A 24,527-nucleotide genomic window follows, 5' to 3' on the forward strand; every position below is an offset into this window, starting at 1 on the left:
CAGTCGGCCGACATCCTGGAAAACATGACGGATACCCCGGCACGGCTCCTCACCCTGCTCTCGCTCCTCCAGACCCCGCGCGAATGGGGCGGTGGCGAACTCGCCGAACGCCTCGGCGTCAGCCGCCGCACCATCCGCCGCGACATCGACCGGCTGCGTGAGCTGGGCTATCCGGTGCAGGCCACGATGGGCGCGGAAGGCGGCTACCGGCTCGTCGCAGGCAAGGCCATGCCGCCGCTCGTCCTCGACGACGAGGAGGCCGTGGCCATCGCCGTCGGGCTGCGCGCCGGGGCCGGGCACGCCGTCGAGGGCGTCGAGGAGGCGTCCGTACGGGCCCTGGCCAAGCTGGAACAGGTACTGCCGTCCCGGCTGCGGCACCGCGTCGCCATGCTCCAGGCGGCGACGACCCCGCTGGCCTGGGGCGGCGACGGTGCGACCGTCGACCCGCACACGCTGACCGTGATGGCCGCCGCCGTCACCGGGCAGGAACGGCTGCGCTTCGGCTATGTCTCCGGCGACGGTACGGAGACCCGACGGCAGGTGGAGCCCTACCGGCTGGTGTCCACGGGACGGCGCTGGTACCTCGTCGCGTACGACCTCGACCGCGCGGACTGGCGTACGTTCCGGGTCGACCGGGTCGCCGACCCCTTCGCCACCGGCGCCCGGTTCGCGCCCCGCGAGGTGCCGGCCGGCAGTGCGTCCGAGCTCCTCCGGCGCTCGCTGACCCGGATCCAGCCCGTGCTCGATCTGGACGTCACCTTCGAGGCGCCCGCGAAGTTCGTGGCGGCGCGCCTCCCCGGCTCGCTGGGCGCGCCGGAACCGCTCGGCCCCGACCGGTGCCGGCTGCGCACGACCGCCACGGACTCCCTGGAATGGCTCGGACTCCGACTGGCGCTGGTGGACTGCGAGTTCACGGTCCACGCACCTGTGGAGCTGACGGAGTACCTGTCGGCCCTGGGGGCCCGTCTGGTCCGCGCGGCACGAACCGAAGCACAGGAGTGAAGCGGTGCCCCGGCCTCGGACGCCGGACGGGCTGGTGCCCGTCCGACCGGGGTGGCGCATCGCGCCGGGGGCGCTACGCCGCCGCGTCGAAGCCCGTGTCGCGTGCCATGCGCTTGAGTTCGAGGAGGGCGTGCTTCTCGATCTGACGGATCCGTTCGCGTGTCAGGCCGTGCTCCTTGCCGACCTCCGTGAGCGTGCGCTCGCGGCCGTCCTCGATGCCGTACCGCATGCGGATGATCGAGGCCGTGCGGTGGTCGAGCTTGCCGATCAGGCCGTCGAGCTCCTCGCTGCGCAGCAGCGACATCACCGACTGCTCGGGCGAGACCGCGGAGGTGTCCTCCAGCAGATCGCCGAACTGTGTCTCGCCCTCGTCGTCCACGGACATGTTCAGGCTCACCGGATCGCGCGCCCAGTCCAGTACGTCGGTCACCCGCTGCTCGGAGGTGCCCAGCTCGGTGGCGATCTCCGTGGGCTCCGGCTCGCGGCCGTGCTCGCGGTTGAACTCGCGCTGCACACGCCGGATCCGGCCGAGCTCCTCCACGAGGTGGACGGGGAGCCGGATCGTACGGGACTGGTCGGCTATGGACCGGGTGATGGCCTGGCGGATCCACCATGTCGCGTACGTAGAGAACTTGAAGCCCTTGGTGTAGTCGAACTTCTCGACCGCGCGCACCAGACCGGCGTTGCCTTCCTGGATCAGGTCGAGCAGCGGCAGTCCGCTGCGCGGATAGCGCCGCGCGACGGCCACCACAAGGCGGAGGTTGGAACGGATGAAGAGATCCTTCGCGCGCTCGCCGAGGGCGACCAGCATCTCCAGTTCCTCGCGTGAGGCACCGGCCGCTTCGCTCTCGGCCTCGCCGTCGAGGATCTGCCGGGCGTACACCCCGGCCTCGATGACCTGGGAGAGCTCGACCTCCTTCGCGGCGTCGAGCAGCGGCGTACGCGCGATCTCGTCCAGATACATGCCGACCAGGTCGCGGTCGGCGATGTCGCCGCCTGCGGCACGAACACTGCTTGCCGTGTCGCTGCTCACCCCGAGGGCGGGGGACTTACGACGGGCGACGGCGCGGGTTGCCATGCGTGCTCCCTTGCTGAGTGGGTCGCTACACCCATTCGGGTGTACTGCATCCGACGGAAACAACGACTGGAATCGGGACAGAATTCCCACAGAAGCCATCATTTTCGGGATCATGCAGTACCCTGCGCCGCCGCATGGGCGACAGACGCACGCCAGGGCGCGAGCGGGGCCACCTCTGAAGACGCCCCGCACCGCGTCCGGGTTGCGCGCCCCGGGGTGTCCGGCGGATCACGCCGGACACCCCCGGGCGTGTTTCGAAAGTCCCGCCTGGTCGGGAACGCCCGGCACGCACGCTCGCCGCGTTGTCGGTCGTCGGCGCAGCCCGCTGCGCTCTCCTCCCTCCGCCTTGCGATCGCACGCACCAGACGCCCCCGACCCCGCCCTCCGGGCGGACGACGCTACTTTCGAAACACGCCCTAGCCGAACTGCACCGACCGCTTCGCGAGGCCCATCCAGAACCCGTCGATCACGCTGCGCTGCGCCCCGAGGTCCCCCTCCGCCGCACCGAGCGTCACGAACAACGGGGCGAAATGCTCGGTACGCGGGTGGGCGAGCCGGCCGGCCGGGGACTTGCGCTCGAAGTCGAGCAGCGCGTCCATATCGCCGGAGTCCAGCGCCCGGTGCCCCCAGTCGTCGAACTCCACCGACCAGGCGGGCACGCCGTGCGCCGCCTGGCGGAGCGCGGCGAGGTTGTGGGTGAAGAAGCCACTCCCGACGATCAGTACGCCCTCGTCGCGCAGAGGCGCGAGCCGGCGCCCGATCTCCAGGAGCTTCTGCGGGTCCAGGGTCGGCATGGAGATCTGGAGCACGGGGATGTCGGCGGCCGGGAACATCTCCACCAGCGGCACGTACACCCCGTGGTCCAGGCCCCGGTCCGGGATGTCCTGTACGGGCGCACCGGCGCGGCGCAGCAGTTTCCGCACGGAGTCGGCGAGCCCGGGGGCGCCGGGGGCGGCGTACTGCACCTGGTAGTAGTGCTCGGGGAAGCCCCAGAAGTCGTACACGAGCGGAACGTTCGTGGTGGCGCCGATGGCCAACGGCGCCTCCTCCCAGTGGGCGGAGACCATGAGGATCGCGCGCGGCCTGGGCAGGTCCGCGGACCAGGCGGCGAGCTCACCGGGCCAGACGGGGTCGTCGGCGAGCGGCGGGGCGCCATGGGAGAGGTAGAGGGCGGGCATGCGCTCGATGGCCCGGGCGTTCATGGCGGCTCCCGTCGGTGGTGCGGTCGGAGACTTTGTTTAAGTCTCAAGCTTTCAGGAATCCACGATAAATCCGTCTAGTTCAATTTTCAAGAAGCCGCCGTACAGTGGTGACATGACAACCGCACAGTCCGCGGGCGCGGAAGAGCCGCGCTGGCTCACCGACGAGGAACAGCGCGTCTGGCGCGCCTACCTTCACGCCACCACGCTCCTCGAGGACCATCTCGACCGTCAGCTGCAGCGCGACTCCGGGATGCCGCACATCTACTACGGACTGCTGGTCCAGCTCTCCCAGGCACCCCGGCGGCGGATGCGGATGACCGAGCTGGCCAAGGATGTCAAGATCACCCGGTCGCGGCTCTCGCACGCCGTCGCGCGCCTCGAGCAGTACGGCTGGGTGCGCCGCGAGGAATGCCCCTCCGACAAGCGCGGCCAGTTCGCGTCCCTGACGGACGAGGGTCTCGCCGTGCTGAAGAAGGCCGCACCCGGCCATGTCGCCGCCGTGCGTCAGGCCATGTTCGACCGGCTCAACCCGGAGCAGCTGCGGCAACTGGGCGAGATCATGCGCGTACTGGCGGAGGGCCTCCAGCCGAAGGACGCGAACGCGGACCTGCCCTGGCTCCGCTGAGCAGCGGAACCAGGGCAGGTCCGTGTCGTGTACGTCAGTGCGTGACGACCGGGACCTTGGTCTCGTCCTCGACGGCCCCGGTGGCGGCGTCCGCCTCGCCCGTCCCGGCCGCGGCGGCCCCCGGGCGACCGGCGTCGAGGAAGGTCACCGCGATCGCCGCGGAAACCACCAGGATGCCGACCGCCCAGCAGATGGCGCTGGAGTAGCCGTGCACCCTCCGCCTGGGCCTGGAGCAGCTTCGGGTCGACGCCGTCCGCCGCGTGCGAGGTCAGGTACGAGGTGGTGGCCGAGGCGGCGACGGTGTTCAGCAGCGCCGTACCGACGGCACCGCCCACCTGCTGCAAGGTGTTGTCTCACACCCGAGAGCCCACGATCGGGCCACCCAGCGCGCGCCCGCGCGCCCTTCGTCCGAGGGTGATCAGCAGGGAGCAGTACGGAACGGCCGACTGCCGTGGACCGGAAGGCGTCTCTATGCGGACCCGCCCCCGGATACGCACACCCCGCGCGCCCCGTCGCTGCGCCGCAGCCGCCGCCCTCATGGGCTTCATCCTCTCCGCCGTCACCTCGGCGGGCTCCACCCTCACGCCCACCCCCCGGTCCACCGCGGGACCCGTGGCCGCGACCGCGGCGTCGAAACTCGGTCCCTGCCGGATCGCCGGCACCGTCGGCGTGCAGATGTCGGAGGGTATGCCCACCCTGTCCGGCTACTCCCGCTCCACGGGCGAGGTCCGGGCCCTCAACCTCATGATCGACTTCCCTGACGTGCCCGGGAAGGGCTCGGCGCTCGCACGGTTCGCGGAGTTCTTCCCTCAGACCTCCCGATGGTTCAGGACCAGCTCGTACGGCCGGCTCGTCTACCGCCCGGAGGCCCCGATCAAGAACTGGGTGCGGATGCCCCTCCCCTTCGCGTCATACGGTCTGGACCGCGGCGCCCCCTACGAGCCGGGCTACCGGCAGATGGTCGAGGACATCGTCACCACCGTCGACCCCAAGGTCGACTTCAGCGCATACGACCTGGTCAACGTACTGGTGACCCCGAACGCCGGGCCCTCCGCCCTGGACACCGTCCTGTCCGTCACCTTCTCCGGCAACGGAGAAGCCCCGTACGCCGACGGCGTCCCGCTCTCCAACGCGTCCTTCATCTACAGCCGCCAGGACGACGGCTCCGGCTCGTACGGCGAAACCGGCTTCCGGGTGCTGCCGCACGAGAACGGCCACGTCTTCGGGCTGCCGGACCTCTACACCTCGGACGGCGGCGACGCGGTCGGCCACTGGGACATCATGTCCGAGGACTGGGGGGCCAACAACGACATGCTGGGCTGGCACAAATGGAAGCTCGGCTGGCTCGACAACCACCAGATCAGCTGCGCCGCCCGGCACGGCACCAGCGAACACCTCCTCAGCCCGCTCCCCGTACGCGGCGGCGCCAAACTCGCCGTCGTACCGCTGTCCGACCGGTCCGGCTACGTCGCCGAGGTACGCACCCGGGCCGGCAACGACGAGGCGGTCTGCAAACCCGGCGTCCTCATCTACCGCGTGGACACCGGCGTCGACACCGGGCAGGGGCCGGTCAAGATATCCGACAGCACACGCGACAGCGGCGGCTGCACCCGGCAGCCCAATGTGCATGCCGAACTGTCCGACGCCACCTACCTGCCGGGCGACTCCTTCACCGACAGCGAGCACGGCATACGGATAGCCGTCACCGGCAAGGACGCCGCCGGCAACTACCGGGTGCGCGTCACACGCTCCTGAACGGGACCCCTGGGCTCCCGCTCCAGGATTCTTTCCGGCGGGATGGCGGGGCAGCGGATGCTCGCCTACGAGCACACGCTCCGGCACCGTGCCCGGCCACCGGACCCCGAACCGTACGTCCCGGTGAGCCGCCCGGCCAGTGCGCAGGCCGCCGCGAAGAACTCGCCTTACGTGTACGTCCCGCTCCCGGCGACCAGGAACGGACGGTCACCACAGGCCCACATTGGCTCGCCGGATGGTGTGCGGGCGCAGCGGTACACGGCGCGGGGGCTCATGAGCGCGCTCCCGGGGCGCGGTCGCCGATCCCGCTGCCGGTCTCGTGGCCGGTGACGTCTTCTCCGTCATCGGTGTCGTCGGTGTCTTCGGCACGCGGCGGGGGGAGGCGTGGGCCGCGGGACTCCGCCACGCGCAGTACGTCGGCGAGGCACTCGGACAGCCGGATCGCGGCGTAGCGCACCTCGGCGTGCGGGGACAGCAGGTCGCCCAGTACCCGCCGGGCCTCGACGAGCACCTCCAGGCCCTCGGCCAGTTGCAGGGCCTCCGTCTCGTCGGCCAGCCGCGAGAGGTAGCCGCCCTCGCTGCCGTTGGCGAGGAAGCAGGGTTTGCCGTCCGGCGACAGCCAGGGCAGCAGTCGGAGCGTGGGGAGGGAATCCATCAGGCCGCCACCTTCTCCGCGCCGATCACGTGCTGGTCGAGGTCGACCCCGAAGTCGGCTGCGAGGACGAGAGTGAGACGGCGGCGCCGCTGACGCGCCTGTTCCTGCTCGTGGGCGGCGAGGTAGGGGCGAACGAGCCGGGTCTCGGTGCCGTCGAGGGGAAGGTGCAGGCAGTACGGGGAGCAGTGGAAGGGGAGGCACACGGAGTCGGCGGGGCTGGGGGTGAGGTGTGCGGGACGGTGGGGGCGGGGACGGGGGTCGCCCGCGCGGTGGGTTCCCGTGCCGGGGCCGAGCAGAAGGCTCAGCCAATGGGCGAGGCGGCGGATAAGGTCGTGCACGTCGACGCTCCTGGTCAGCGTTGGCCATGCCCCGGGAGGTCTAGCCACCTCGCCGGGGTCTTTGTCGTTTCGACCTTACCGGCAACCGCGTCCCCCTGCACCCCCCTCCGTCATACCGCGTCGGGACGCGGCAGGACGCGTTCTACCTCTGCGTTGTGCGTCATGGTGCATCACCGTGGAGGGATGACCGATCTCCCCCGCTACGAGTACGTGAAACTTGCGGATGCCATCGCCGCCGACATCGCGTCCGGCAAGCTGCCGCAGGGGGCAGCGCTGCCCGGCGAGCGGGCCATGACAGACATTTACGGCGTGAGCATCGGCACCGTTCGACGCGCCGTCGTCGAACTGCGGAAGCGTGGCCTCGTCGCAACTCTGCCCGCGAAGGGGACGTACGTCATCGGGACACCGGAATCCCCCGTCAACGCCCCGGAGAACGACAACGGGACCGCTGGCTGACGGTCCCGTTCCTACGCTGCCGTATCGCTACTCGGCGGACTTCGCCCACACGCCCCGCCGCCTCTCGGGGCGGCCTGCGGTCCCCTCTGTCGGCATCCCCAGGCACAGATTCCTCGCCCGAAGGTCCTTCAGCGTGCTGGGCCACAGCTGGACCGCGGCGACGACGGCCGCCACGAGCACGGCAGGCAGCACCAGGCGCTTCCTGTTCATCAGCAGTCGGCAGCCCTGCGGGTTCTCGTAGGTGGCCTTGAGGTCGCTCTGCGCCGACTTGATCGGGTATGGGCATCCTTGAGGAGATCTCGGACGGATTCGGCCTCGGTGACGGCGTCGCTGAACTCCTTGGCCGTCTGCGTGACGAACCCCTTCGTCACGGAGGCGTTCTCGCCCTTCCAGGTGGACTTGTCAGCCTTGGTCTTCATCGCGGATCAGGGCGCGCAGGCCGACGACATCGGAACACACCCCCAAGGCGGTGCCGTCGTAGCGCGAAGACGGCATCAAGAGCACGTAAAGACTGCCGGAACCCGGCAGTGAACTTCTGTACGGATCAGTGGAACCATCCATCGGACGGCGGAAATCGCACGGCGGCCGAAGGGGCGGGGACATGGCTTGGTTTCTGGGTCTCGGCATCGTGGGTCTCGTGCTCCTCGTCCTGTCCCTCGTCCTCGACGGGGTGATGGAGGGGGTCCTCGACGGCTTCGGCGGGGGACTGGACGGGTTTCTGTCGTTGCCGGTGATCGCCGGGTTCGTGTCGGCTCTCGGGTTCACGGGGGCGATCGTGCTCGGCACGACCGGTACGGGGGCGGGGGTCGCCACCGGTGCGGGCGTGGTCGCGGGGAGCGTCGTGGGGTGGGTGACCTGGCGGTTCAGCCGGGCGCTCATGCGTGACGGTACCGCGCCCGCACCGCGGGGCGAGGACCTGACGGGCACGACCGGATCGGTGATCACCGCGATCCCGGCAGACGGGTACGGGGAGGTCCTGCTCTATCCCGGCGGTCAGCCCACCAAGTACGCGGCGAAGGCGGCCGCCCCGGTCGCGCGGGGCACGGAGGTCTGGGTCGAGGCGCTGCTCTCCCCGACATCCGTGTCCGTCCGGCCGGTCGAGCACTGACCGGCCGTCACGTTCAGTTCTTTCCTCTCAGTTCCGATCGAAGGGGGTTTCTTCATGAGCCCTGTCCTCACCGCCGTGGTGGGAATCGTCGTCCTCGTCGTCCTGCTCGGCCTCGTCGTCATCACGCGCTACAAGGTCGCAGGTCCCAGCGAGGCGTTCATCATCACCGGACGGCGCGGCAAGACGGCCACCGATCCCGCCACCGGCCGGGTCTACACGGACAACAGCGGCCAGAAGGTCGTGGTCGGCGGCGGTGTGTTCGTCGTCCCGTTCGTGCAGCAGAAGTTCAGCCTCGACCTGTCCAGCCGGCACATCCCCGTCGCCGTCCGGGGCGCGGTCACCCTGCGTGGGGTGAAGGCGAACCTGGAGGGCGTCGCGATCGTCAAGGTCGGCGGCACCGAGGACTCCATCCGGGCCGCGGCCCAGCGGTTCCTCATGCAGCAGGACGGCATCGTCGGCTTCACACAGGAAGTACTCTCCGGCGCCCTGCGCTCCATCGTGGGCCGGATGTCGGTGGAGGACATCATCCGCGACCGGGCCGCCTTCGCCGGACAGGTGGCGGAGGAGGCGGAGGCCAGCCTTTCGGGTCAGGGCCTGGTCCTGGATGCGTTCCAGATCCAGGACATCACCACCGAGGGTTCCTACCTGGAGGACCTGGGCCGGCCCGAGGCCGCCCGGGCCAAGCAGGAGGCGGACATCGCCGAGGCCGTCGCCCGCCGTGCCGCCGAGCAGGCCCGGCTCAAGGCCGAGGAGGAGATCGCGATCGCGCAGCGGACCCTCTACCTGAAGCAGGCCGAGATCAAGGCGCAGACGGACGAGGCGGCCGCCCAGGCGAACGCCGCCGGCCCGCTCGCCGAGGCCGCCCGTCAGCAGGACATCCTCAGCGAGCAGGAGAAGGTCGCCGCCCGCCAGGCCGCCCTGACCGACCGCCAGCTCGACACCCAGGTCCGCAAGCCCGCCGACGCCGCCCGCTACCAGGCCGAGCAGGAGGCCGAGGCACGCCGCATCGCCCTGGTCAAGGAAGCCGAGGCCGACGCCGAACGCGCCCGCCTGACCGGTGAGGGCGAGAAGGCCCAGCGCGCCGCGCTCGCCGAGGCCGTACGCATCGAGGGCGAGGCCCAGGCCACCGCCATCGCCGCCAAGGGCACCGCCGAGGCCGAGGCCATGCAGAAGAAGGCCGACGCCTTCGCGCAGTACGGCGACGCGGCCGTCCTGCAGATGCTCGTCGAGGTCCTGCCGCAGGTCGTCGCGAAGGCGGCCGAACCCCTCGCCGCCATCGACAAGATGACCGTCATCTCCACCGACGGAGCGACCAAGCTCTCGCGCACGGTCACCGACAACGTCACCCAGGGCATGGAGCTCCTCACCTCCGCCACCGGAGTCGACCTCGCCTCCCTCCTCCAGGGAATCACCGGGGCAAAGCCGGCACCCGAACCCGGCCCGGCTGCCTCGGGCACGCCGGTCGAGATCACCGACTGAGACACGGCTCCGACGGGGGACGGCCGGCATGAGAAGGAGCTTCAAGGTGCATGCGGGGCTGCAGTTGGCCCTGGCCACGGCGGCGCTGCTCGCCGCCGCCTACGCCGCGGTCCCGCACCCCCCGAGTCGCCCGCCCGCTGCCGACAGCCTGATCGCACCGACCGCCCGTCCGGCACACTCCGCTGGAACTTCCCAGGTCAGAGGGCATGACACAAATCCCCGGCCGCACGCAGTGGCAACGGGGGCGACCACCGCAAGCCCTATCCGCTAGGCTGTCACCGGTCAGTCGACCTTCAGGGCAGCTGCCCCGGGAAAGCGTCCCTCCGGACCTCCTCCCGGCAGCCCCGAGAGGGAGCCTGACCAGGGCGTTTGTCTCATCCCGCCCCGGCATTCCCCACTGGGGTCTCCGCGGAGGGTTTCGACAAGCCCCGCCTTCGTAGCTCAGGGGATAGAGCACCGCTCTCCTAAAGCGGGTGTCGCAGGTTCGAATCCTGCCGGGGGCACCAGCCAAAACGGCCCGGACCGATCATGGTTCGGGCCGTTTTGACGGCAGCATTTGACGGCAGTCGAGCAGCCGGCCCATGTGGCTGATCGCCTCCCGCTGGGTGTCGTGCACGACGTGCGTGTACACGTCCATCGTGATACCGATCTGGCTGTGCCCGAGGATCTCCATGATGACCCGCGGCGCAACGCCGGCCGCAGTCAGCAGCGTGGCGCAGCCGGGCGGCCCGGCGGATCCCTGTTCAAGCCGTTGCGGCAGGTCATCGAGTCGGTCAACGAGACCTTCAAGGGACAGCTCAACCTCGAACAGCACCGAGGGCGCACGCCCCGCGGTGTCGCCGCCCGCATCATGCAGCGAGTACTCGCGCTGACCGCCGCGATCTGGCACAACGACCACACCGGAGAGACCACCCTCCGCTCGCTCACCTCATACGATCACTGACCCCTTGGAATTGATCATCTAGTAGGGCTTTGTTAGGTGGGCTCGTTGGTCCTCTTGGGCTACGGTGTGATGTTCTGTCAGGTGTGACACCTGAGGAGATGGATGTGGTCCGCCCGCGTCTGGAGGCGTTTGCGGCGGAGATGCTCGGTTCGCTCAAGCGGCGGGATCAGCGGGCCAAGGGCGAGCTGTACATGCGCGGGCTGATGCTGGACGGCAAGCGCAAGTCGATGCAGCCGATGGCCGAGCGCCTGGGTGTGGACCACCAGCAGCTCCAGCAGTTCGTGTCGTCCTCGACCTGGGACTACGCCGAGGTCCGCCGTCGGGTGGCCCGATGGGCCGCAGCGCACATCGCCCCGGAGGCGTACGCGATCGACGATGTGGGCTTTCCCAAGGACGGGTACGACTCCCCGGGGGTGGCCCGGATGTACTGCGGCGCTTTGGGCAAACGGGGCAACTGCCAGATCGGCGTCAGCGTCAACCTGGTCTCCGACCGCGCCTCGGCGGCGGTCGACTGGCGGCTGTTCCTTCCCGAGAGCTGGGACGACGCCAAGAACAGCGGGGATGCGCTGCTGGCGGAGGCGATCAGACGCCGGCGCACGAGAGCGGGCATCCCCGACCAGGTCCGGCACCGGGAGAGGTGGCGCCTGGCCCTGGACATGCTCGACGAGGCCCGCGAAGAGTGGGAGCTGCCCGGTCTGCCGGTGGTCGCCGATGCCGGTTATGGGGATGCCACCGGTTTCCGTGAGGGGCTGACCGAGCGCGGCCTGGCCTACGCGGTGGCGGTCAAGGGCAGCACCACCTGCTACCCCGGTGATGCGTTCCCCGAGCGCCCGCCCTACAGCGGCACCGGCCGCCCGCCCGGGCCGGCCTACCCCCAGCCGCACACCACCCTGCGGGCGCTGGCCCTGGCCACCGGACGCGGCGCCGCGCGGACCGTCACCTGGCGCCACGGCACCAAGACGACCAAGAACAACCCCCGTGCCGCCATGCGCTCACAGTTCCTGGCCCTGCGGGTCCGCCCGGCCAACCGCACCATCCGCCGCGCCACCGACGGCTCACTGCCCGAGTGCTGGCTGCTGGCCGAATGGCCGCCCGACTCCGCCGAGCCCACCGACTACTGGCTGTCCACCCTGCCCGCCGACACCCCACTGCGCGAACTGGTCCGCATCGCGAAGATCCGCTGGCGCGTCGAGCACGACTACCGCGAACTCAAAGACGGCCTCGGACTGGACCACTTCGAAGGCCGCAGCTACCTCGGCTGGCACCGACACGTGACCCTCGTCTCCCTCGCCCAGGCCTTCTGCACCCTGCTGCGAATCAACCCAAAAGCCCCTGCGCCGGCCTGACCCTCTACGCGGTACTCCGCGCGTTACAGAAACTCCTGGCCACCTGGACCGGCGCCTGCTCGATATGCGGCCAACCCGCCCCCACACCCAAACCCCACCACAGAACCTAACAAAGCCCTACTAGAAGACCGATGAAGATCTTGCTCCAACCGCCTGACTCGCCCCGGATTGCCAGTAAATGTCAATCGCCATGAACCAGTGCAAGCCGGGCGCGATTCCAAGATCTTCAGGACACTCCTAGGCGGGAGCGCTTCCTCCACTGTTGCGGATCATGGCCCCGAGCCGATCCGCAATGGCCCGGTCCCGGTCGCTGGTCATGTGCTGATAGATCAGTGCGGCCCGGGAGCTGCTGTGCCCCATGCGCGTCATCAGCTCCCGCGTGCTGGCACCGGCCGTCGAGGCCAGCCGAAGATCGTGGAAGTGCAGCTTGGCCGTGACGCCCGCAGCCTTCCGGGCCTTGACCCAGTCGTCCCGGAAGTTACTCCGCCGCAGTCAGGAGTCGCTCCGGCGTCCCGCCGAAGACGCGTACCTCGCCGGGGAGGTCCCTATGGATGCGGTGAAGTCGCGGGTGAAGTGCGCCTGATCGGCGTAGCCCAGTTCGGCGGCGAGAGCGGACCAGTCCTGCGGGTCGGTGGCCGCACGTGCGGCGGCTTCCTGCATGCGGGTTCGCCGGATCACCCACTTGGGTCCGATGCCGACGTATTCGGCGAACAGCCTCTGCAGCCGGCGCACGCTCATGTCGGCGATCGCGGCCAGCTGGGACACGCGTAGAACAGTAGGGTCGGTGCTGATCGTTTCAACCAGCCTGGCCGCCTCATCGATGGCAGGGTCAGGCGTGGGGCGGAAGTCGCGCAGGAGCGTGGCTGCGAGGTGGAGCGCGGTGGGCACGCAGGGTTCAGTGATGATGGCGTCTGCTGCTGCCCGCGCCGCCGGGCCGAAAATCTCTTCGATGTCCAGGACTCGGTCGGTGAGGGTGGACACCGGGGCAGTGAGGAAGGGGCGGAAGCCGCCGGGTCGGAATCGCAGACCGAGTGCCCGGCCGGTGCCAGAGATCTCTCGGGTGAACGTGTCGCTGACGATGCCTGTGATTTGGGCCTGCCCGCCGGTGATGAAGGTGAGGTGGACCACCGGGTGGGTGAGGACTTGCTGCCGGTGTGGTTCGGTCAAGTCCCAGCGGAGGATCCAGTAACCGTCCACGAATGGGGTCAGATCCGCCGGGGTCGGCTCGTGGTCGATTCGGAACCGCTCAGCCGCGGTGCGCGGGTCGAGGATGACCCGCTGTCGCGTTTGTTCAATACCCGTCATCGTCGTCCTGTCTACCGTGCCTGAGGGCAAGCAGGGAAGGGATGACGTGGAGATCAGATCTGTGATGGCCCGAGCCTCCAAATCGGCGGTGGACATCGTCCGAGGGATCGGGCCGGACGCGTTCGACGGGCACACACCGTGTCCGGAGCTGAAGGTCGGTGCACTCCTGAATCACCTGATCTTCTTCACCGGCGTGCGAGGGCACGCCGCGGGCCTGAAGCGGCCCCCGCAGGCTCCGGATGAGGTGACGGAGGGGCATGACTTCACCGCGGAGCCGGATTGGGCCGAGACGTATGCCGCCCAGACGGCGGCGACCGCCGCCGTCTGGAGCGCTCCGGAGGCTTGGGCCGGCGAGACGGCGCTGACCGGGAGCGGGCGGATGCCGGCCCGCTTCATCGGTGGGATCGTGCTGGGCGAGTGGTTGCTCCACGGTTGGGACCTGGCGGTGGCCACCGGGCAAAAGCTGAACGTGGACGACGAACTCGCGACAGCGCTGTACGAGGACATCGCTGGGAAAGCCGAGATGGCCAGGCAGTACGGGGTGTTCGGCCCCGAAGTGAGCGTGCCGCCGACCGCGCCGCTTTTTGAACGCGCTCTGGGACTAGCGGGCCGTGACCCGTCGTGGAAGCGCCCAGTTGACCGCACCACAGCTGCACCAGATCGAGCGGGGAACGGCGGGGAACCACGGTGATGGACTGGCAGCAAGCACGAGAACGGCCCCTGGCCGATTTACCTGGTCAGGGGCCGTTTCACCTGGCGGTGGCAGGTTCCCTTGCCGCGCCACCGCCCCGTTTCGGACCAAAACGTGATCTTGCAGCCTGGGCCTGAGCGGAAGAGAGGGCGATCTGGCATCCACAGTTGACGTCAACGACATTGGACCGCCGCAGCGTTGAGCGGCCTTTTGCGGACGATGATGAAGATCCTGTTGGCCTTCGTGGCGCTCATCGTCGTCTTCCTGGTAGCGGGCTTGATCACGGCGGTGTCCATGGCATTTGCCCTCCGTTGAGCCGTGAGTTGAGGGTGCCGTACGGGCCCGGTGCTGTACAGCAGCGAGTACAGCAACCGCGGTGACCGCAATCGATCGCTACCGCCCCTCAGTGCCAGGCCGGCCAGCCCCGTAGACCTTACTGACCGCCGTGCCGGTAGTTCGCATCGAGGGGCAAGGCCGACGCGCACTTCCCTCTGGGACCACACGCTCTGCACGCACCGCACGAAGCCAGCCCAGAAGGGGCTGCGCTCGCCCCCGAGCCCTGCCATAGTCGCGGCTGTGAGCAACAAGGAGGCTCTGCCTGAACTGGTGCTGCACGGCAGACGAGGGATCGCACGCTTGACGAAGAATGCCGTTCTGCTGGACCGGTCGGGGATCCGGTTGATGATTCCGCTGATGGCGGTCGAGACAGTTCGTGTCAGCGGGGCGAAACAACGGACTGCCGAGATCGTGCTGACCTCGGGCTCCGCCGAGGCTGATGCGACGGCGGTGTACGCGATCCGATCCAGCAGCGCCGAGGCCGTCACGGCTTTTGCACATGCCGTCAACTCGGCCATTCCCGAGCGGGACGAGGCGGAGCGGTGCTTCGACGGCGCGGTACTGGTAAGGACGTCAGCCACCCCGCTGGTGGTCAAGGAGCGGCTCTGGTCGCCGCGTGAGCGGGCAGTCGCCGGGGTGTTCGCCGGAGTCTTCGTTCTTGGGCTGGTGCTGCCCGGCCTGCGGAGGGACGGGGAGCTCATGACGGTGTGGGCTGCATGCTTCGCGGCGTTTTTGGCGGGGTGCGCGGTCGCTTACAGCACGTGGAACGCGTTGGTGGTGTGGTGGATACTGCGGCGTCGTGGCATAACCGTTGTCGGTACGTACGAGGATTTCGAGTACGGGTCGACGGACGCCAGCCCGGGCACCCGGGTGTACGCCTTCACCGACGTGACCGGGGCGGCGCATAAATTCCGTGGCGACGGCAGGATCGTGAGCCACGAGCCAGACCGGATCGAGATCACGTACGACCCCGCCAGACCCGAGCGCGCGATCGGCCGGAAAGACCCATGGGTCAAAACTCTTCACTTGCTGGCCTGGCTGTTCCTCGGAGTGCCCGTGACGATCGCCACGGCAGCCTACCTGCTGATCTACTTCTCTGCCGCGCTGTTCGGCGCCTGATCCGGGATCGCAGCGACCGTCACCGTCTCCACACTCCCCCTATGGTCGACTGCTGGCGCAGTGAGTCTGTGTGGCCGCGCGATCGCGGAGCAAGGTCGCATGCGGCTGTGACGGCAGTGCTGACGGCAACGCGGCCGAACGTCCACGGATGAGGGCAGCGCCAGGCGGAATCAGGATCGGGGTCCAGGCCTGGGAGAGCACCGGTTGCCCGCATCTTCTAAGCGCCGGATCGCATCCCCGGGTGAGTGTCCAACTGCGTGACAACGCCGACGTACAGCGGCGGACAAGCGCGGACGTCTGTGCACCAGCGTCGCAGGTGAGAGGAACAGCCGGCCAAGGTCGAGCGCCCAGCCAAATTCGTTCGGGACGAAGAGGTCGTGTGCCACAGCCGTGCCGGATCGAGCGGTCAGCCACGGTCAATCGAGGTGCGTAGCCGCGTGGATGACCGTTGGCGGCCTCAGCGCCCCGTGCGGGTGTTGACCAGTGAGGATGTGTCCGCGGGCGGCGCCAGGCCTACAAAGCAGCGGTCGTCAGCCACGAGGGTCGCGGCTCAACCCTGCCAATGAGGCCAAATCGCGACCTATCACGACCCATTCAGGTCCGCTCACACTCGAACACATGGGGGCGACAGGGGACATTCGCTGGACAGCGTGCCAAGTCTGTTACACGGAAGACCCGACCGTGCGCACACGTGGTCGGATCAACCTCTTGGCCGTACTCTGCGATCCCTGTTGGAACAGGGTGGCCAACGACCTTGCCGAGGACGAGGGCGCCACGGCCCCTCCGCTGCCCGAGCCTGGCCCTGACGACGTGTCATTGATCGAGCCGCCCACGTGTGACGACTGCGGAGCCCCGGTTCGCCTCTACCCGACCAACTACGACCGATGGGTGAGTCTGGCCACGGCAGAGCTCCCTGCCAAGAACGTGCCGGCCCGCTATCGCTGGCGGCTCATGAAGCGGTACGCCCGGCATTCGAGCATGGTCGTCGATCTCGTGGCCGTCCGACTGCGGGGCATCGATCCGTTGCTCAGCGAGCTGGTGGTTCCTGCTCACCGCATGCTGTGCGTCCAGGACGAGGACGAGCCGTAGGCCGGCGTGCCGTGCCCCCGGCGTGCCCGTTCCGAAGGGTCGGCACGGGGAATCACGGGGAACGGCGGCCGCCCATCGATTCCTGCCCAGGTCAGCGTCTTGCCAGGTCGGCCGGAATCCGCATACGCGATCTTCCAAACTGGGGCTTCACTCCTTGTACAGCTCGATGAAGCGGCGGGTGACGTTGGCCGGGTGGAGCAGTTCCCCGTTCTCCCGCGTGAAGAGGCGGCCGGTCTCCAGCCAGGCGGTCCCCCACTTCTCACGCTTCCAGGTTTCAACTCCCGCCCTAGGCAATTGCGGTGGCATCCTCGTGCATACGCCGTCAAGTCAGGCCGTGTACTCGCCAGGGGGAGCACGTGGAACACCTTGAGCCGGAAGACGCTCGGATCATCGGGGCCTACACCATTCTCAGACGCCTGGGAGCTGGCGGCATGGGGCGCGTTTACCTGGCCCGCACAGCCGACGGCCGCCCTGTCGCTGTGAAGACGATGAACGAGGCTGGGGCCCGGAACAAGGAGCTTCGCACGCGGTTCGTCCGTGAGGTGAAGGCCGCAAACATGGCTGCGCGCGTGGGAGGCCCCACGGTGGAGGAAGCGGACCCCGCGGCGCGGATCCCCTGGATGGCGACGGAATTCGTTCTCGGCCCCTCACTGCGGCAGGCCGTCGAGACGTACGGGCCACTGCCCGAAGCGAGCTGCCGGGTACTCGGGCTCGGACTGGCCAGAATGCTCAGAGACCTGCACGAGAAGACGACCATCATCCACCGTGATCTGAAACCGGACAACGTCATGCTCTCGGCCACCGGGCCCCGGTTGCTCGACTTCGGGATCGCGTTCACAGCCGACGACACCATGCTCACGGTCACCGGCCAGACACCGGGCACCCCGGGGTTCATGGCGCCGGAGCAACTGTCGGGCGGCAGAGCCCAGAAGGCATCGGACATCTTCAACCTCGGCGCGGTGCTCGCGTACGCAGCGACCGGACGGCGTCCCTTCGGAGGCAGCAGGGACCGATGGAACGCGCCCCTCAACGAGTACCCCGACCTGGACGGGATCCCCGGGAAGCTCAGAACGCTCATCGTCTTCTGCATGGCCAAGGACCCAAGCCTGCGACAGCCGCTCTCTTATCTCATCGACGAGCTCGAGAGACCGGCAGGCACGCCGGAGCCGTGGCTTCCTGCCCCGATCCGCCGCGATATCGAACGGCAGAGCGTCGAAGTGGAGCGGGCACTCCAAGAAGACAGCCGCCAGGCAGAGGCGCCGCACCCGGCGACGGTCCTCGACCCGAAGTCGGACCACCGGCACGAAGCGTCGACACAGACCGCGGAAGCGCGACCAGCTGTCACCGCTCCGCCCGAGCCCGTCACAGCGCGGACATCGGCACGCGAAGGCGCACTACCCCCGGCATCCGGCCGCGCGCGTGTCGCCCGACGCAACGCCCGCCTGGCTATCGCTCTGGCTGGCCTGGCCGTCGTCTACCCGGCGATCGTCTTCGGAACGAGCCTGCACTTCCTCCCCACCGTCGGCCCGGCGGCCGAGAAGTGGTTCAGTTCTGCCGGGTGGCTCGACCCACGGGATTGGCTGGACACGGGCACGATCGGCCTCGTCAGCGACCTGTCCGGCGCAACGTCCGCGGAACAGGTCTACGTAGCCGGCTTCACCGCCTTCCTCGCCCTCCTGGCAACGGCCGTGCTTCTCCTGGCACGCCGCTTCCTCCGTTCCAGCGGCGCCCGCCCCTGGAGGCCGTTCGACCTGACCGTCCCGCTGGCGACGGCATACGCGGCGTACCTCATCGGTGGCTTCGCCGGCAGGGACATCAAATTCGCCGGACCGGCACTTGAACTCCTCTACACACTCGGACTCGGCTAACCAGCGCCACCATCGCCCTTCGCCTTCAGCTTCTCAGCGGGCCCCAGCGTGGCGCCTCTTCCTGAGCAGCCGGTCCATGTGGCTCATGGCCTCGCGCTGCGTGCCCTGCACGACGTGCGTGTACACGTCCATCGTGATGCTGATCTGGCTGTGCCCGAGGCTCTCCATCACGACCCGAGGCGCCACCCCGGCCGAAGTGAACAGGTTCGCGCAGCCGTGCCAGGCGTCGTGGAACCGGATGACACGAAGGCCGGCGGAGGCAGCGACGCGGGTGAAGGAGCGGTAGACGTTCCGGGGCGTGATGGAAAGCCTCGGGCACGCCGGCTGACATCAACGACCGCAGACAGCCGCGTTGCATGGCGTACGGCAATGAACAAGACCATGCCCCGCACCGGCCTTGTCTGCTGCGGCCCAACAGACCTGTGATCGAACCCCTTAAAGCGGGTGTCGCAGGTTCGAATCCTGCCAAGGGGGGCGTTCAGGATCGACCCTCCGTACCGCGTTCACCACCGGGCGGCCCGCGTGGAGGCCATTCAGACGGGCCGGGCCAGGCGGGCCGTCAGAGCACGGGCCCGGGCCTGCTGGACCGCTCCCGCCTGAGAGGCGGCGAAGCGCAGCAGGCCCGGGGGCGTCCGCAGGTGCAGGGTGTCGGTGACGACGCTGCCGGCCTCGTGGCGATCGATGGCGAAGCGGTAGCTCATGCGGACCCGGCCGGGGCTGCGGACCTCGCCGGAGATCTCGGCGGAGTGCGGGAGGCCGTCCGGGACGGCGATGAGCGTGACATCGATGATGTTGTCGTGCCGCAGGACGCCCAGGAACCGGAAGCGCTCCACGGCCGTGTAGTTCACGGTCCCGCCGCTGCGGCGCACGTCGCGGACGGCGACGAGGAGCGGCGACAGGCCGACGTAGTGCAACGGTTCGGCCAGGTGCGCGAAGACCTCCTCCGGCGGCGCGGCGATCCGAAACGTGTGCTTCAGCTCGGTGGACGGCACCTCGGGCCCCTCCTCGATACGGCGCGGTGGCACGGTGATCCTCCCACCGCCGGGGCAGAAGTTCCCCACCCCGGCGGAGGGCGGCCTTGCGGGTCAGTACAGCTGATGAGAGCCCGGCCCCGGAGCCGACGACAGACATGCCGGACGCGTCCCGGATCGTGCGGGGAACCACGGGGAACAGCGGGCAACGGGCCGGCGGCCAACCAGCCGGGGACACCGTTCCGCCCCAGGTCGGCAAGGCAGCGAAGACCGAAGCACACGAGCTTCCCGAGCCGGCCCGCTCAGGGGCCCGACGAAGACATGTGCCTCACGACCAGGCTCGGCGAACTGCTCCAGGTGGCGCGTGATCTCGTCGAGCAGCTCGACCGGGAAGGAGACCGTGCGCGCTGTTGCGCTTGAAAGGGGCCGGCCTGTACGGCTGAGTGTCTGCGGGACGTGTCAACCGGCCTGCGACGGACTCTGCTTCATGCTGTCGACGACGGCCCGGTTCATGATGGCGCTGGTGTAGATCACCGTGCCGGGCTTGATCGGGGCGTCCTCACCGCTGTTCTTCCGCACCTGGACGGTGCGCTGGCCGAGGAAGACATGGGTCTTCCTGTCGAAGATCCATTCCTCGCGCCGACCGCTGGTCTCGTCGAGCCGAGCCACCGCCACTCCGTGCCGGCCCACCGCGTCCACCGCGTCCTGTACCACGACGACGCCGGGGATCTTCGCGGCGGCCTTGAACAGTGCCGAGTAGAGCCCGGCCGGGGGGTAGCTCTCGCCGAGCAGGTCCCCGATGGTGGTGAACGCCTCCTGGTCGGGGGAATTGCCGTGCCCCTTGGTCTCCTTGTAGATCTTGGCCAGCAGTTCGTCGGGGTCGGTGGTGAGCTTGGCCAGGTAGTCGTACGACGGACTGTTCAGGTGCGCCTTCGGTGCGTTGCCCTGCTCGTCGGGGAGGCTCAGGGTCTCGCCCTCGGGGCTTTCGTTGACCGTGGGGTCGATCAGCCAGCCCTTGGTGCCGTCCGGGGACGTCCATACCTGGCGGCGGTGCAGCTCGTTGACGGCCACGGTGGTCTTGCCGTTGACGGTCTTCAGGGAGGTGTCGGCCGTCTTGGAGTCGATGTAGATGTACTGGCCGGGCTTGACGGCCGGGTGGGACCCGTCGGCCGCCGCCAGCGAGATCTGGTCGAGCAACTGGGGCACGCCCTTGGTGGTCGCGGCGCCGATCTGGGTGGTCAGGGCCGGTCCGGTGGCGACGCCGCCGTCCTTGGCTCCGCCACCGCCGGACATCGCAAGCCCGGCAACGACCACCCCCGCCACAGCGGCCGCGATTGCGGGCAGCGCGATCGCCGCACGCGGGAGCCGGAAACGCCGTGCCTTCGGGGGGGCTGCCGTCGCCGTGCGCTCTTCCTGCTGCTTGTTGTGAATCCGGTCCATCAGACGCTCCCTGTGGAACTGGTGGCGGCCCGTCGGCAGGTCACGCGCTGTCCGGAACAGGAGCTGTGCGCTCTCGTCCCCCTCGGCCGGATTCTGCCGGGACGTGTTCGCGTTCATCGGTTTCCTTCCTGTGCGGGCCGGATCGCGTTTGCGTGATCGCCTCTTGTCTGTCGGCCGACGAGGCCGCCTTCCCGTTTCTTGCGCACTTTCTTGCGCGCCGTTTCGGTTGCCGGGCGGACGGCTTCGGCAAAGGGGCGCGCCGATTCGGCTCCGGCCAGCACTCGCAGCTTCTTGCGGGCCCGGGAGAGCCGGGAAGCGACCGTTCCGACCGGGATCCCGAGCGCTTCCGCCGCTGCCTCGTAGTCCAGACCCTCCCCCAGGCAGAGCGTGATGACCTCGCGCTCCGGTCTGCGCAGCGCGGCGAGTGCGGTGAGAGCCGCCGCGAGTCGCCGCCGGTCGTCGACCCGGTCGGCCACATCGTCGGCGTGGTCGGCCACCGACAGCTCGGCCGCCGCGGCGGCGTTGGCCGCCGCCCGGTACCGCCGGTTGCTCCGGTACTGGTTGCGCGCCGTATTGGTGGCGATGCCCAAGAGCCAGGGCCGCAGGGAGCCGCCCTCGGGGTCGACCTTGTCGCGCAGCCGCCACGCCTCCATGAAGGTCGCGGCCATCACGTCCTCGGCCGCCGACCAGTCGACGGTCAACCGGAAGGCGTGGTTGTAGACCGCGCGAGAGTAGCTGTCGAAGAGCTCAGCGAACGCGGTCGATTCCCCGGCCCGTACCCGGGTACGCATATGAGTGCTCACCTCAATGAGCTGTCCGGCACCCCGCACCGACTTCCTGTGACCTGCGCCACGCTATGGCCTTGATGTGCCTTCCAAGCTCGACGGGGCCCACGGCGAACTGCACATTCCCCGGGGCGCGCACAACAGGCTCGGCATCCACGGCCAGGGGTCAAGTACCAAAAACTCGCGCGGCGTTGACGCACAGGCCCGACTCCGGAACCCTCCAGTCAGTGTGACTCGGTCCGGTTGCCCCACGGATCACAGACGGCTCGCGTCACAGCAGCACCTCACGCTCAGGACCCCTCTGACGATCTCTGGACCACGCATGAGCATGCACCAGTCCCCGCCCCCGCATCAGTCCTACGGATACTGGCAGCCGACGTACCCTCCGCCGGCCGTGCCTCCTGTGGTGGGCCCGCCTCCCGAGGCCCTCGGCAACCAGGGGGCGCGGCTCGCCGCCCGTTTTCTGGACGCGGTCTTCATAGTGCTCGCCCTGCTGCTCGTTGCCGGTCTGGTCATCCTGATCCAGAACCTGACGGTGGACAACGAGCTCATCGGAATGGTTACCGGGGTGGTCGGGTATGCCGGGATCGGGCTGGTCCTTCTCTGCTACGAACCCGTGATGCTCTGGAGGTCCGGTGCCACCTTCGGCAAGCGGATCTGCGGGTTGCGCGTCGCCCGGCTCGACGACGGGCAGGACCTCTCCTTCGGAGGCGCGTGGTTGCGCTGGTTCACCAGCTTCCTGATGGGGTTCGTGCCGTTCCTGGGGCTGGTCAACGTGCTGTGGTGTCTGTGGGACAAGCCGTTCCAGCAGTGCCTGCACGACAAGGCGGCCAACAGCGTCGTTGTCGTTGCAAGAAGCGCGCCCTAGTGGCCGGAAAGGTTTGCCGGGAAGCTCGCGGCGTCCGGTGCGGTGCATCGCAAGGCGGAGGATCGCAGCTCGTACTTGGCCGTACTCGCGCGATTCGACAACGCAGCGAAGTGCCGTGCCGGGGGGCGCGAGCCGGTGAACCTTTCCGGCCACAGCACTAAACGCACGGAGCCTACGACAGGCCGCATCTCCCACTCCGGGGCCGGCTCGTACGCTGCCTCCCCTTGAACGCAGCGCACTCACCCTGGATGCTTCATGTCCTTTTCCATCCTGGTCCGGCTCTTTGCCATGAGCTCATGCGCTTGCCGCTCGATCTCTTCCGGGTCCAGACCCATGGCACGCCCCATGTTCGTCGACCAAACCGCCGAACGCACGCTGGCCTCGAAGTTCAGATCGGCGCGGATCGCGTCGCGCGCGGCCTGACGGTTCTGGCTCACCATGACGAACGTCGACAGGAAGATCGCCTCCAGACTGACGATCATGGTGAGCAGCCCGAAGGGGTAGGGATCAAAGACCACGGACTGCCCGAACATGCCTTCGTTCACCGCGATCCAGCCGGCGAACCAGAGCATGTGCACGTACACGAAAGCCATTGATCCGGCGAAAGCGGTGATCGCGTCCGCGATGTGGTCCTGCACGCCGCGTCCGCGGGCGAAGACATCCTGCTCATGGGACAGATGGATGATCGGGCGCGGCCGGGAACCGCCCACCGGGCCGTCGGGGTGGGACGTCATGGCGCCATCCTGCACGCGTCGCGGACGACACCGGGCGTGGAACGCCGCCACCGATGAAGTGTGGACCACATGGCGCACCGGGCTCGACACATGCGCGGCTGTGGTTGACCTTGCCCTTGGGTCAAGGCCGAGAGTCCCGGCCAGGAGGATGGGGTCCGTGACCACGACACTGCTCAGCATCGGCGAGTTCGCCGCGCGTTCGCGGCTCTCGCCCAAGGCGCTGCGTCTCTACGACCGGTTGGGGCTGCTCGCGCCGGCCCGTGTGGACGAGGCCACCGGGTACCGGTGGTATCGCGCGGATCAGGCGGAGCGGGCGCGGCTGGTGGCGCAGTTGCGGCAGCTCGACATGCCGTTGGCGAGGATCGCCGAGGTGGTCGAGCTGCCGGGGCCGCGCGCCGCCGAGGAGTTGGCGGCGTACTGGGCGGGTGTCGAGGAGCGCGTCGCGGTGCAGCGCGCGCTCGCGGACCGTCTCCATGACCGGCTCTCGGGAAGGAGAAGGAAGTTGTACGAGGTCAAGTTGTGCGATGTGGCGGAGCAGGTGGTGCTGACGGAACGCCGGCACCTGCTGTCCGACGAGCTGCCGCGCTGGATCCCGGCGGCGTTCGGGCGGCTGGAGCGGGCGGCCGCCGAGTGCGGCGGGATGACGGGGGCTCCGTTCGTCGCGTACTACGCGGAGGTGAGCGAGGAGAGCGACGGGCCGGCGGAGGTGTGCGTGCCGGTGGCGGATGCGGCGGCGGCCGAGGCGTACGCGGCGGCGAGCGGGCGGGGCAGCGGTGCCGCCGTACGGATCGAGCCGGCGCGGCGGCTGGCGTACACGCGGATCACCAAGGCGCAGGTGGCGTATCCGCAGATTCTCTCCGCGTACGAGGCGGTGGAGGAGTGGGTCGGGCAGCAGGGGCTGACGATCGACGGGCCGTGCCGGGAGGTCTACTTCGAGCCGGACTGGGACGGGGCGGGGCCCGACGAGGAGGTGTGCGACATCGCGTGCCCGGTGGCCTGAGCGCCCCGCGGGGCGCCGCGAGCCCGGCATCATCCGCCGGACACCTTCTGAGCGCCGCGTGCCCAGGCTTTCGTCGCTTCGCCCAGCGCGGCGACGACCTGGGCGAAGCGGTCGTCGTCGGAGCGGATGTCGCGGTTGAACTCGATGTGCGGGAAGGGGGTTTTGCGCGCGTCGGCGACGCGGCCCTGCACATTGGTGCGGCCTTCCAGGGGACATGTACGAACCCAGCCCCGGCAGACGTCGAAGCCCCGGGCGCGCAACGCGTCCGCGGTGTGCCGGCCCTGTTCGCGGCCGCGGGTTCCCTTGCCGGTCGAGGCGATCACGTCGTATTCGG

At 69.1% G+C, this 24,527-nt stretch carries 25 protein-coding genes, 2 tRNA genes and 5 pseudogenes; 16 read left to right on the forward strand and 16 right to left on the reverse strand.

What is annotated here, in order from left to right; all coding sequences use genetic code 11:
• Nucleotides 1–24: 24 nt before the first annotated feature.
• A complete protein-coding gene (locus ABD858_RS13840) occupies nt 25–1,002 on the forward strand; it encodes a helix-turn-helix transcriptional regulator (RefSeq protein WP_345037144.1) in 978 nt (325 codons plus the stop codon).
• Between the two features lie 73 nt (nt 1,003–1,075).
• Here ABD858_RS13840 and ABD858_RS13845 read toward each other — a convergent pair whose 3' ends face one another.
• The gene (locus ABD858_RS13845) at nt 1,076–2,080 is read right to left on the reverse strand and encodes a sigma-70 family RNA polymerase sigma factor (RefSeq protein ID WP_345037147.1); all 1,005 of its coding nucleotides are present in this window, start codon (nt 2,078–2,080) and stop codon (nt 1,076–1,078) included.
• Nucleotides 2,081–2,496: 416 nt separating this feature from the next.
• Nucleotides 2,497–3,282: a dioxygenase family protein gene (locus ABD858_RS13850; protein WP_345037149.1), complete on the reverse strand. Its 786-nt coding sequence runs from the start codon at nt 3,280–3,282 to the stop codon at nt 2,497–2,499.
• 112 nt (nt 3,283–3,394) lie between these two features.
• On the opposite strand from ABD858_RS13850, the gene ABD858_RS13855 reads away from it, so the two are divergent.
• Nucleotides 3,395–3,907, forward strand: a complete 513-nt coding sequence (locus ABD858_RS13855) for a MarR family winged helix-turn-helix transcriptional regulator (protein WP_345037152.1) — start codon at nt 3,395–3,397, stop codon at nt 3,905–3,907.
• Between the two features lie 34 nt (nt 3,908–3,941).
• On the opposite strand, the pseudogene ABD858_RS13860 reads toward ABD858_RS13855, so the two are convergent.
• Nucleotides 3,942–4,257: pseudogene (locus ABD858_RS13860) on the reverse strand (MFS transporter); the annotation flags it as partial.
• A gap of 121 nt (nt 4,258–4,378) precedes the next feature.
• Between ABD858_RS13860 and ABD858_RS13865 the strand changes: the two are divergent.
• Entirely contained in the window at nt 4,379–5,662 is a 1,284-nt protein-coding gene (locus ABD858_RS13865) for a M6 family metalloprotease domain-containing protein (RefSeq protein WP_425586194.1), read from the forward strand.
• A 271-nt stretch (nt 5,663–5,933) separates the two neighbouring features.
• Here ABD858_RS13865 and ABD858_RS13870 read toward each other — a convergent pair whose 3' ends face one another.
• Nucleotides 5,934–6,317 (reverse strand): hypothetical protein, encoded by a 384-nt coding sequence (locus ABD858_RS13870; protein WP_345037154.1) that lies wholly within the window; start codon nt 6,315–6,317, stop codon nt 5,934–5,936.
• Nucleotides 6,317–6,655: a hypothetical protein gene (locus tag ABD858_RS13875; RefSeq protein ID WP_345037156.1), complete on the reverse strand. Its 339-nt coding sequence runs from the start codon at nt 6,653–6,655 to the stop codon at nt 6,317–6,319. The genes ABD858_RS13870 and ABD858_RS13875 overlap by 1 nt, the downstream gene beginning before the upstream one ends.
• Before the next feature lie 183 nt (nt 6,656–6,838).
• Here ABD858_RS13875 and ABD858_RS13880 point away from each other — a divergent pair, with 183 nt between their 5' ends.
• A complete protein-coding gene (locus ABD858_RS13880) occupies nt 6,839–7,111 on the forward strand; it encodes a winged helix-turn-helix domain-containing protein (RefSeq protein ID WP_345037158.1) in 273 nt (90 codons plus the stop codon).
• A 27-nt stretch (nt 7,112–7,138) separates the two neighbouring features.
• Here the strand turns inward: ABD858_RS13880 and ABD858_RS13885 are convergent, their stop codons facing one another.
• Entirely contained in the window at nt 7,139–7,321 is a 183-nt protein-coding gene (locus ABD858_RS13885) for a hypothetical protein (protein ID WP_345037160.1), read from the reverse strand.
• 391 nt (nt 7,322–7,712) lie between these two features.
• On the opposite strand from ABD858_RS13885, the gene ABD858_RS13890 reads away from it, so the two are divergent.
• The 3 genes from ABD858_RS13890 to ABD858_RS13900 all read left to right on the forward strand — a co-directional run bounded on the left by ABD858_RS13890 (nt 7,713) and on the right by ABD858_RS13900 (nt 10,204).
• Entirely contained in the window at nt 7,713–8,219 is a 507-nt protein-coding gene (locus tag ABD858_RS13890; protein WP_345037163.1) for a hypothetical protein, read from the forward strand.
• Nucleotides 8,220–8,273: 54 nt separating this feature from the next.
• The gene (locus ABD858_RS13895; RefSeq protein WP_345037165.1) at nt 8,274–9,698 is read left to right on the forward strand and encodes a flotillin family protein; all 1,425 of its coding nucleotides are present in this window, start codon (nt 8,274–8,276) and stop codon (nt 9,696–9,698) included.
• 430 nt (nt 9,699–10,128) lie between these two features.
• Nucleotides 10,129–10,204: transfer RNA gene (locus tag ABD858_RS13900), tRNA-Arg, on the forward strand.
• 20 nt (nt 10,205–10,224) lie between these two features.
• Here ABD858_RS13900 and ABD858_RS13905 read toward each other — a convergent pair.
• Nucleotides 10,225–10,419 (reverse strand): annotated as a pseudogene (locus tag ABD858_RS13905) (tyrosine-type recombinase/integrase); the annotation flags it as partial.
• Here ABD858_RS13905 and ABD858_RS13910 point away from each other — a divergent pair.
• Both ABD858_RS13910 and ABD858_RS13915 read left to right on the forward strand, forming a co-directional pair.
• Nucleotides 10,417–10,641: pseudogene (locus ABD858_RS13910) on the forward strand (IS982 family transposase); the annotation flags it as partial. The pseudogenes ABD858_RS13905 and ABD858_RS13910 overlap by 3 nt on opposite strands.
• A gap of 83 nt (nt 10,642–10,724) precedes the next feature.
• A complete protein-coding gene (locus ABD858_RS13915; RefSeq protein WP_425586195.1) occupies nt 10,725–11,987 on the forward strand; it encodes an IS701 family transposase in 1,263 nt (420 codons plus the stop codon).
• Between the two features lie 237 nt (nt 11,988–12,224).
• Here ABD858_RS13915 and ABD858_RS13920 read toward each other — a convergent pair.
• Nucleotides 12,225–12,479: pseudogene (locus tag ABD858_RS13920) on the reverse strand (tyrosine-type recombinase/integrase); the annotation flags it as partial.
• A complete protein-coding gene (locus ABD858_RS13925; RefSeq protein WP_345037167.1) occupies nt 12,480–13,292 on the reverse strand; it encodes a DUF6597 domain-containing transcriptional factor in 813 nt (270 codons plus the stop codon).
• Here ABD858_RS13925 and ABD858_RS13930 point away from each other — a divergent pair.
• The 3 genes from ABD858_RS13930 (at nt 13,258) to ABD858_RS13940 (ending at nt 16,527) form a co-directional block, all read left to right on the forward strand.
• Nucleotides 13,258–13,983, forward strand: coding sequence for a TIGR03086 family metal-binding protein (locus ABD858_RS13930; RefSeq protein ID WP_345037169.1), 726 nt, complete (start codon nt 13,258–13,260; stop codon nt 13,981–13,983). The genes ABD858_RS13925 and ABD858_RS13930 overlap by 35 nt on opposite strands.
• A 576-nt stretch (nt 13,984–14,559) precedes the next feature.
• The gene (locus tag ABD858_RS13935; protein WP_345037171.1) at nt 14,560–15,438 is read left to right on the forward strand and encodes a hypothetical protein; all 879 of its coding nucleotides are present in this window, start codon (nt 14,560–14,562) and stop codon (nt 15,436–15,438) included.
• 741 nt (nt 15,439–16,179) lie between these two features.
• Nucleotides 16,180–16,527: a DUF6083 domain-containing protein gene (locus ABD858_RS13940; RefSeq protein WP_345037173.1), complete on the forward strand. Its 348-nt coding sequence runs from the start codon at nt 16,180–16,182 to the stop codon at nt 16,525–16,527.
• 147 nt (nt 16,528–16,674) lie between these two features.
• Here ABD858_RS13940 and ABD858_RS13945 read toward each other — a convergent pair whose 3' ends face one another.
• Nucleotides 16,675–16,821, reverse strand: coding sequence for a hypothetical protein (locus tag ABD858_RS13945; protein WP_345037176.1), 147 nt, complete (start codon nt 16,819–16,821; stop codon nt 16,675–16,677).
• Between the two features lie 62 nt (nt 16,822–16,883).
• Here ABD858_RS13945 and ABD858_RS13950 point away from each other — a divergent pair, with 62 nt between their 5' ends.
• The gene (locus tag ABD858_RS13950; RefSeq protein WP_345037178.1) at nt 16,884–18,395 is read left to right on the forward strand and encodes a serine/threonine-protein kinase; all 1,512 of its coding nucleotides are present in this window, start codon (nt 16,884–16,886) and stop codon (nt 18,393–18,395) included.
• A 33-nt stretch (nt 18,396–18,428) separates the two neighbouring features.
• Here the strand turns inward: ABD858_RS13950 and ABD858_RS13955 are convergent.
• Nucleotides 18,429–18,698 (reverse strand): annotated as a pseudogene (locus tag ABD858_RS13955) (tyrosine-type recombinase/integrase); the annotation flags it as partial.
• Between the two features lie 90 nt (nt 18,699–18,788).
• Between ABD858_RS13955 and ABD858_RS13960 the strand changes: the two are divergent.
• A tRNA-OTHER gene (locus tag ABD858_RS13960) sits at nt 18,789–18,869 on the forward strand.
• Between the two features lie 59 nt (nt 18,870–18,928).
• Here the strand turns inward: ABD858_RS13960 and ABD858_RS13965 are convergent.
• From ABD858_RS13965 to ABD858_RS13975, 3 genes are all read right to left on the reverse strand, one after another.
• Nucleotides 18,929–19,420, reverse strand: coding sequence for an SRPBCC family protein (locus ABD858_RS13965; protein WP_345037181.1), 492 nt, complete (start codon nt 19,418–19,420; stop codon nt 18,929–18,931).
• A 405-nt stretch (nt 19,421–19,825) separates the two neighbouring features.
• Nucleotides 19,826–20,923 (reverse strand): CU044_5270 family protein, encoded by a 1,098-nt coding sequence (locus tag ABD858_RS13970; RefSeq protein ID WP_345037183.1) that lies wholly within the window; start codon nt 20,921–20,923, stop codon nt 19,826–19,828.
• The gene (locus tag ABD858_RS13975; RefSeq protein ID WP_345037185.1) at nt 20,920–21,597 is read right to left on the reverse strand and encodes an RNA polymerase sigma factor; all 678 of its coding nucleotides are present in this window, start codon (nt 21,595–21,597) and stop codon (nt 20,920–20,922) included. The genes ABD858_RS13970 and ABD858_RS13975 overlap by 4 nt, the downstream gene beginning before the upstream one ends.
• A 316-nt stretch (nt 21,598–21,913) precedes the next feature.
• Here ABD858_RS13975 and ABD858_RS13980 point away from each other — a divergent pair, with 316 nt between their 5' ends.
• Nucleotides 21,914–22,459: an RDD family protein gene (locus ABD858_RS13980; protein WP_345037187.1), complete on the forward strand. Its 546-nt coding sequence runs from the start codon at nt 21,914–21,916 to the stop codon at nt 22,457–22,459.
• A 239-nt stretch (nt 22,460–22,698) separates the two neighbouring features.
• Here ABD858_RS13980 and ABD858_RS13985 read toward each other — a convergent pair whose 3' ends face one another.
• Nucleotides 22,699–23,193: a DUF1003 domain-containing protein gene (locus ABD858_RS13985; RefSeq protein WP_345037190.1), complete on the reverse strand. Its 495-nt coding sequence runs from the start codon at nt 23,191–23,193 to the stop codon at nt 22,699–22,701.
• A 148-nt stretch (nt 23,194–23,341) separates the two neighbouring features.
• Here ABD858_RS13985 and ABD858_RS13990 point away from each other — a divergent pair, with 148 nt between their 5' ends.
• Nucleotides 23,342–24,193 (forward strand): MerR family transcriptional regulator, encoded by an 852-nt coding sequence (locus ABD858_RS13990; RefSeq protein ID WP_345037191.1) that lies wholly within the window; start codon nt 23,342–23,344, stop codon nt 24,191–24,193.
• 29 nt (nt 24,194–24,222) lie between these two features.
• Here ABD858_RS13990 and ABD858_RS13995 read toward each other — a convergent pair whose 3' ends face one another.
• Complete coding sequence (locus tag ABD858_RS13995) at nt 24,223–24,516, reverse strand: hypothetical protein (RefSeq protein ID WP_345037192.1); 294 nt, start codon at nt 24,514–24,516, stop codon at nt 24,223–24,225.
• Between the last annotated feature and the right edge of the window lie 11 nt (nt 24,517–24,527).

The sequence above is a fragment of the Streptomyces sannanensis genome (genome assembly GCF_039536205.1).
Taxonomy (GTDB): Bacteria; Actinomycetota; Actinomycetes; order Streptomycetales; family Streptomycetaceae; genus Streptomyces; species Streptomyces sannanensis.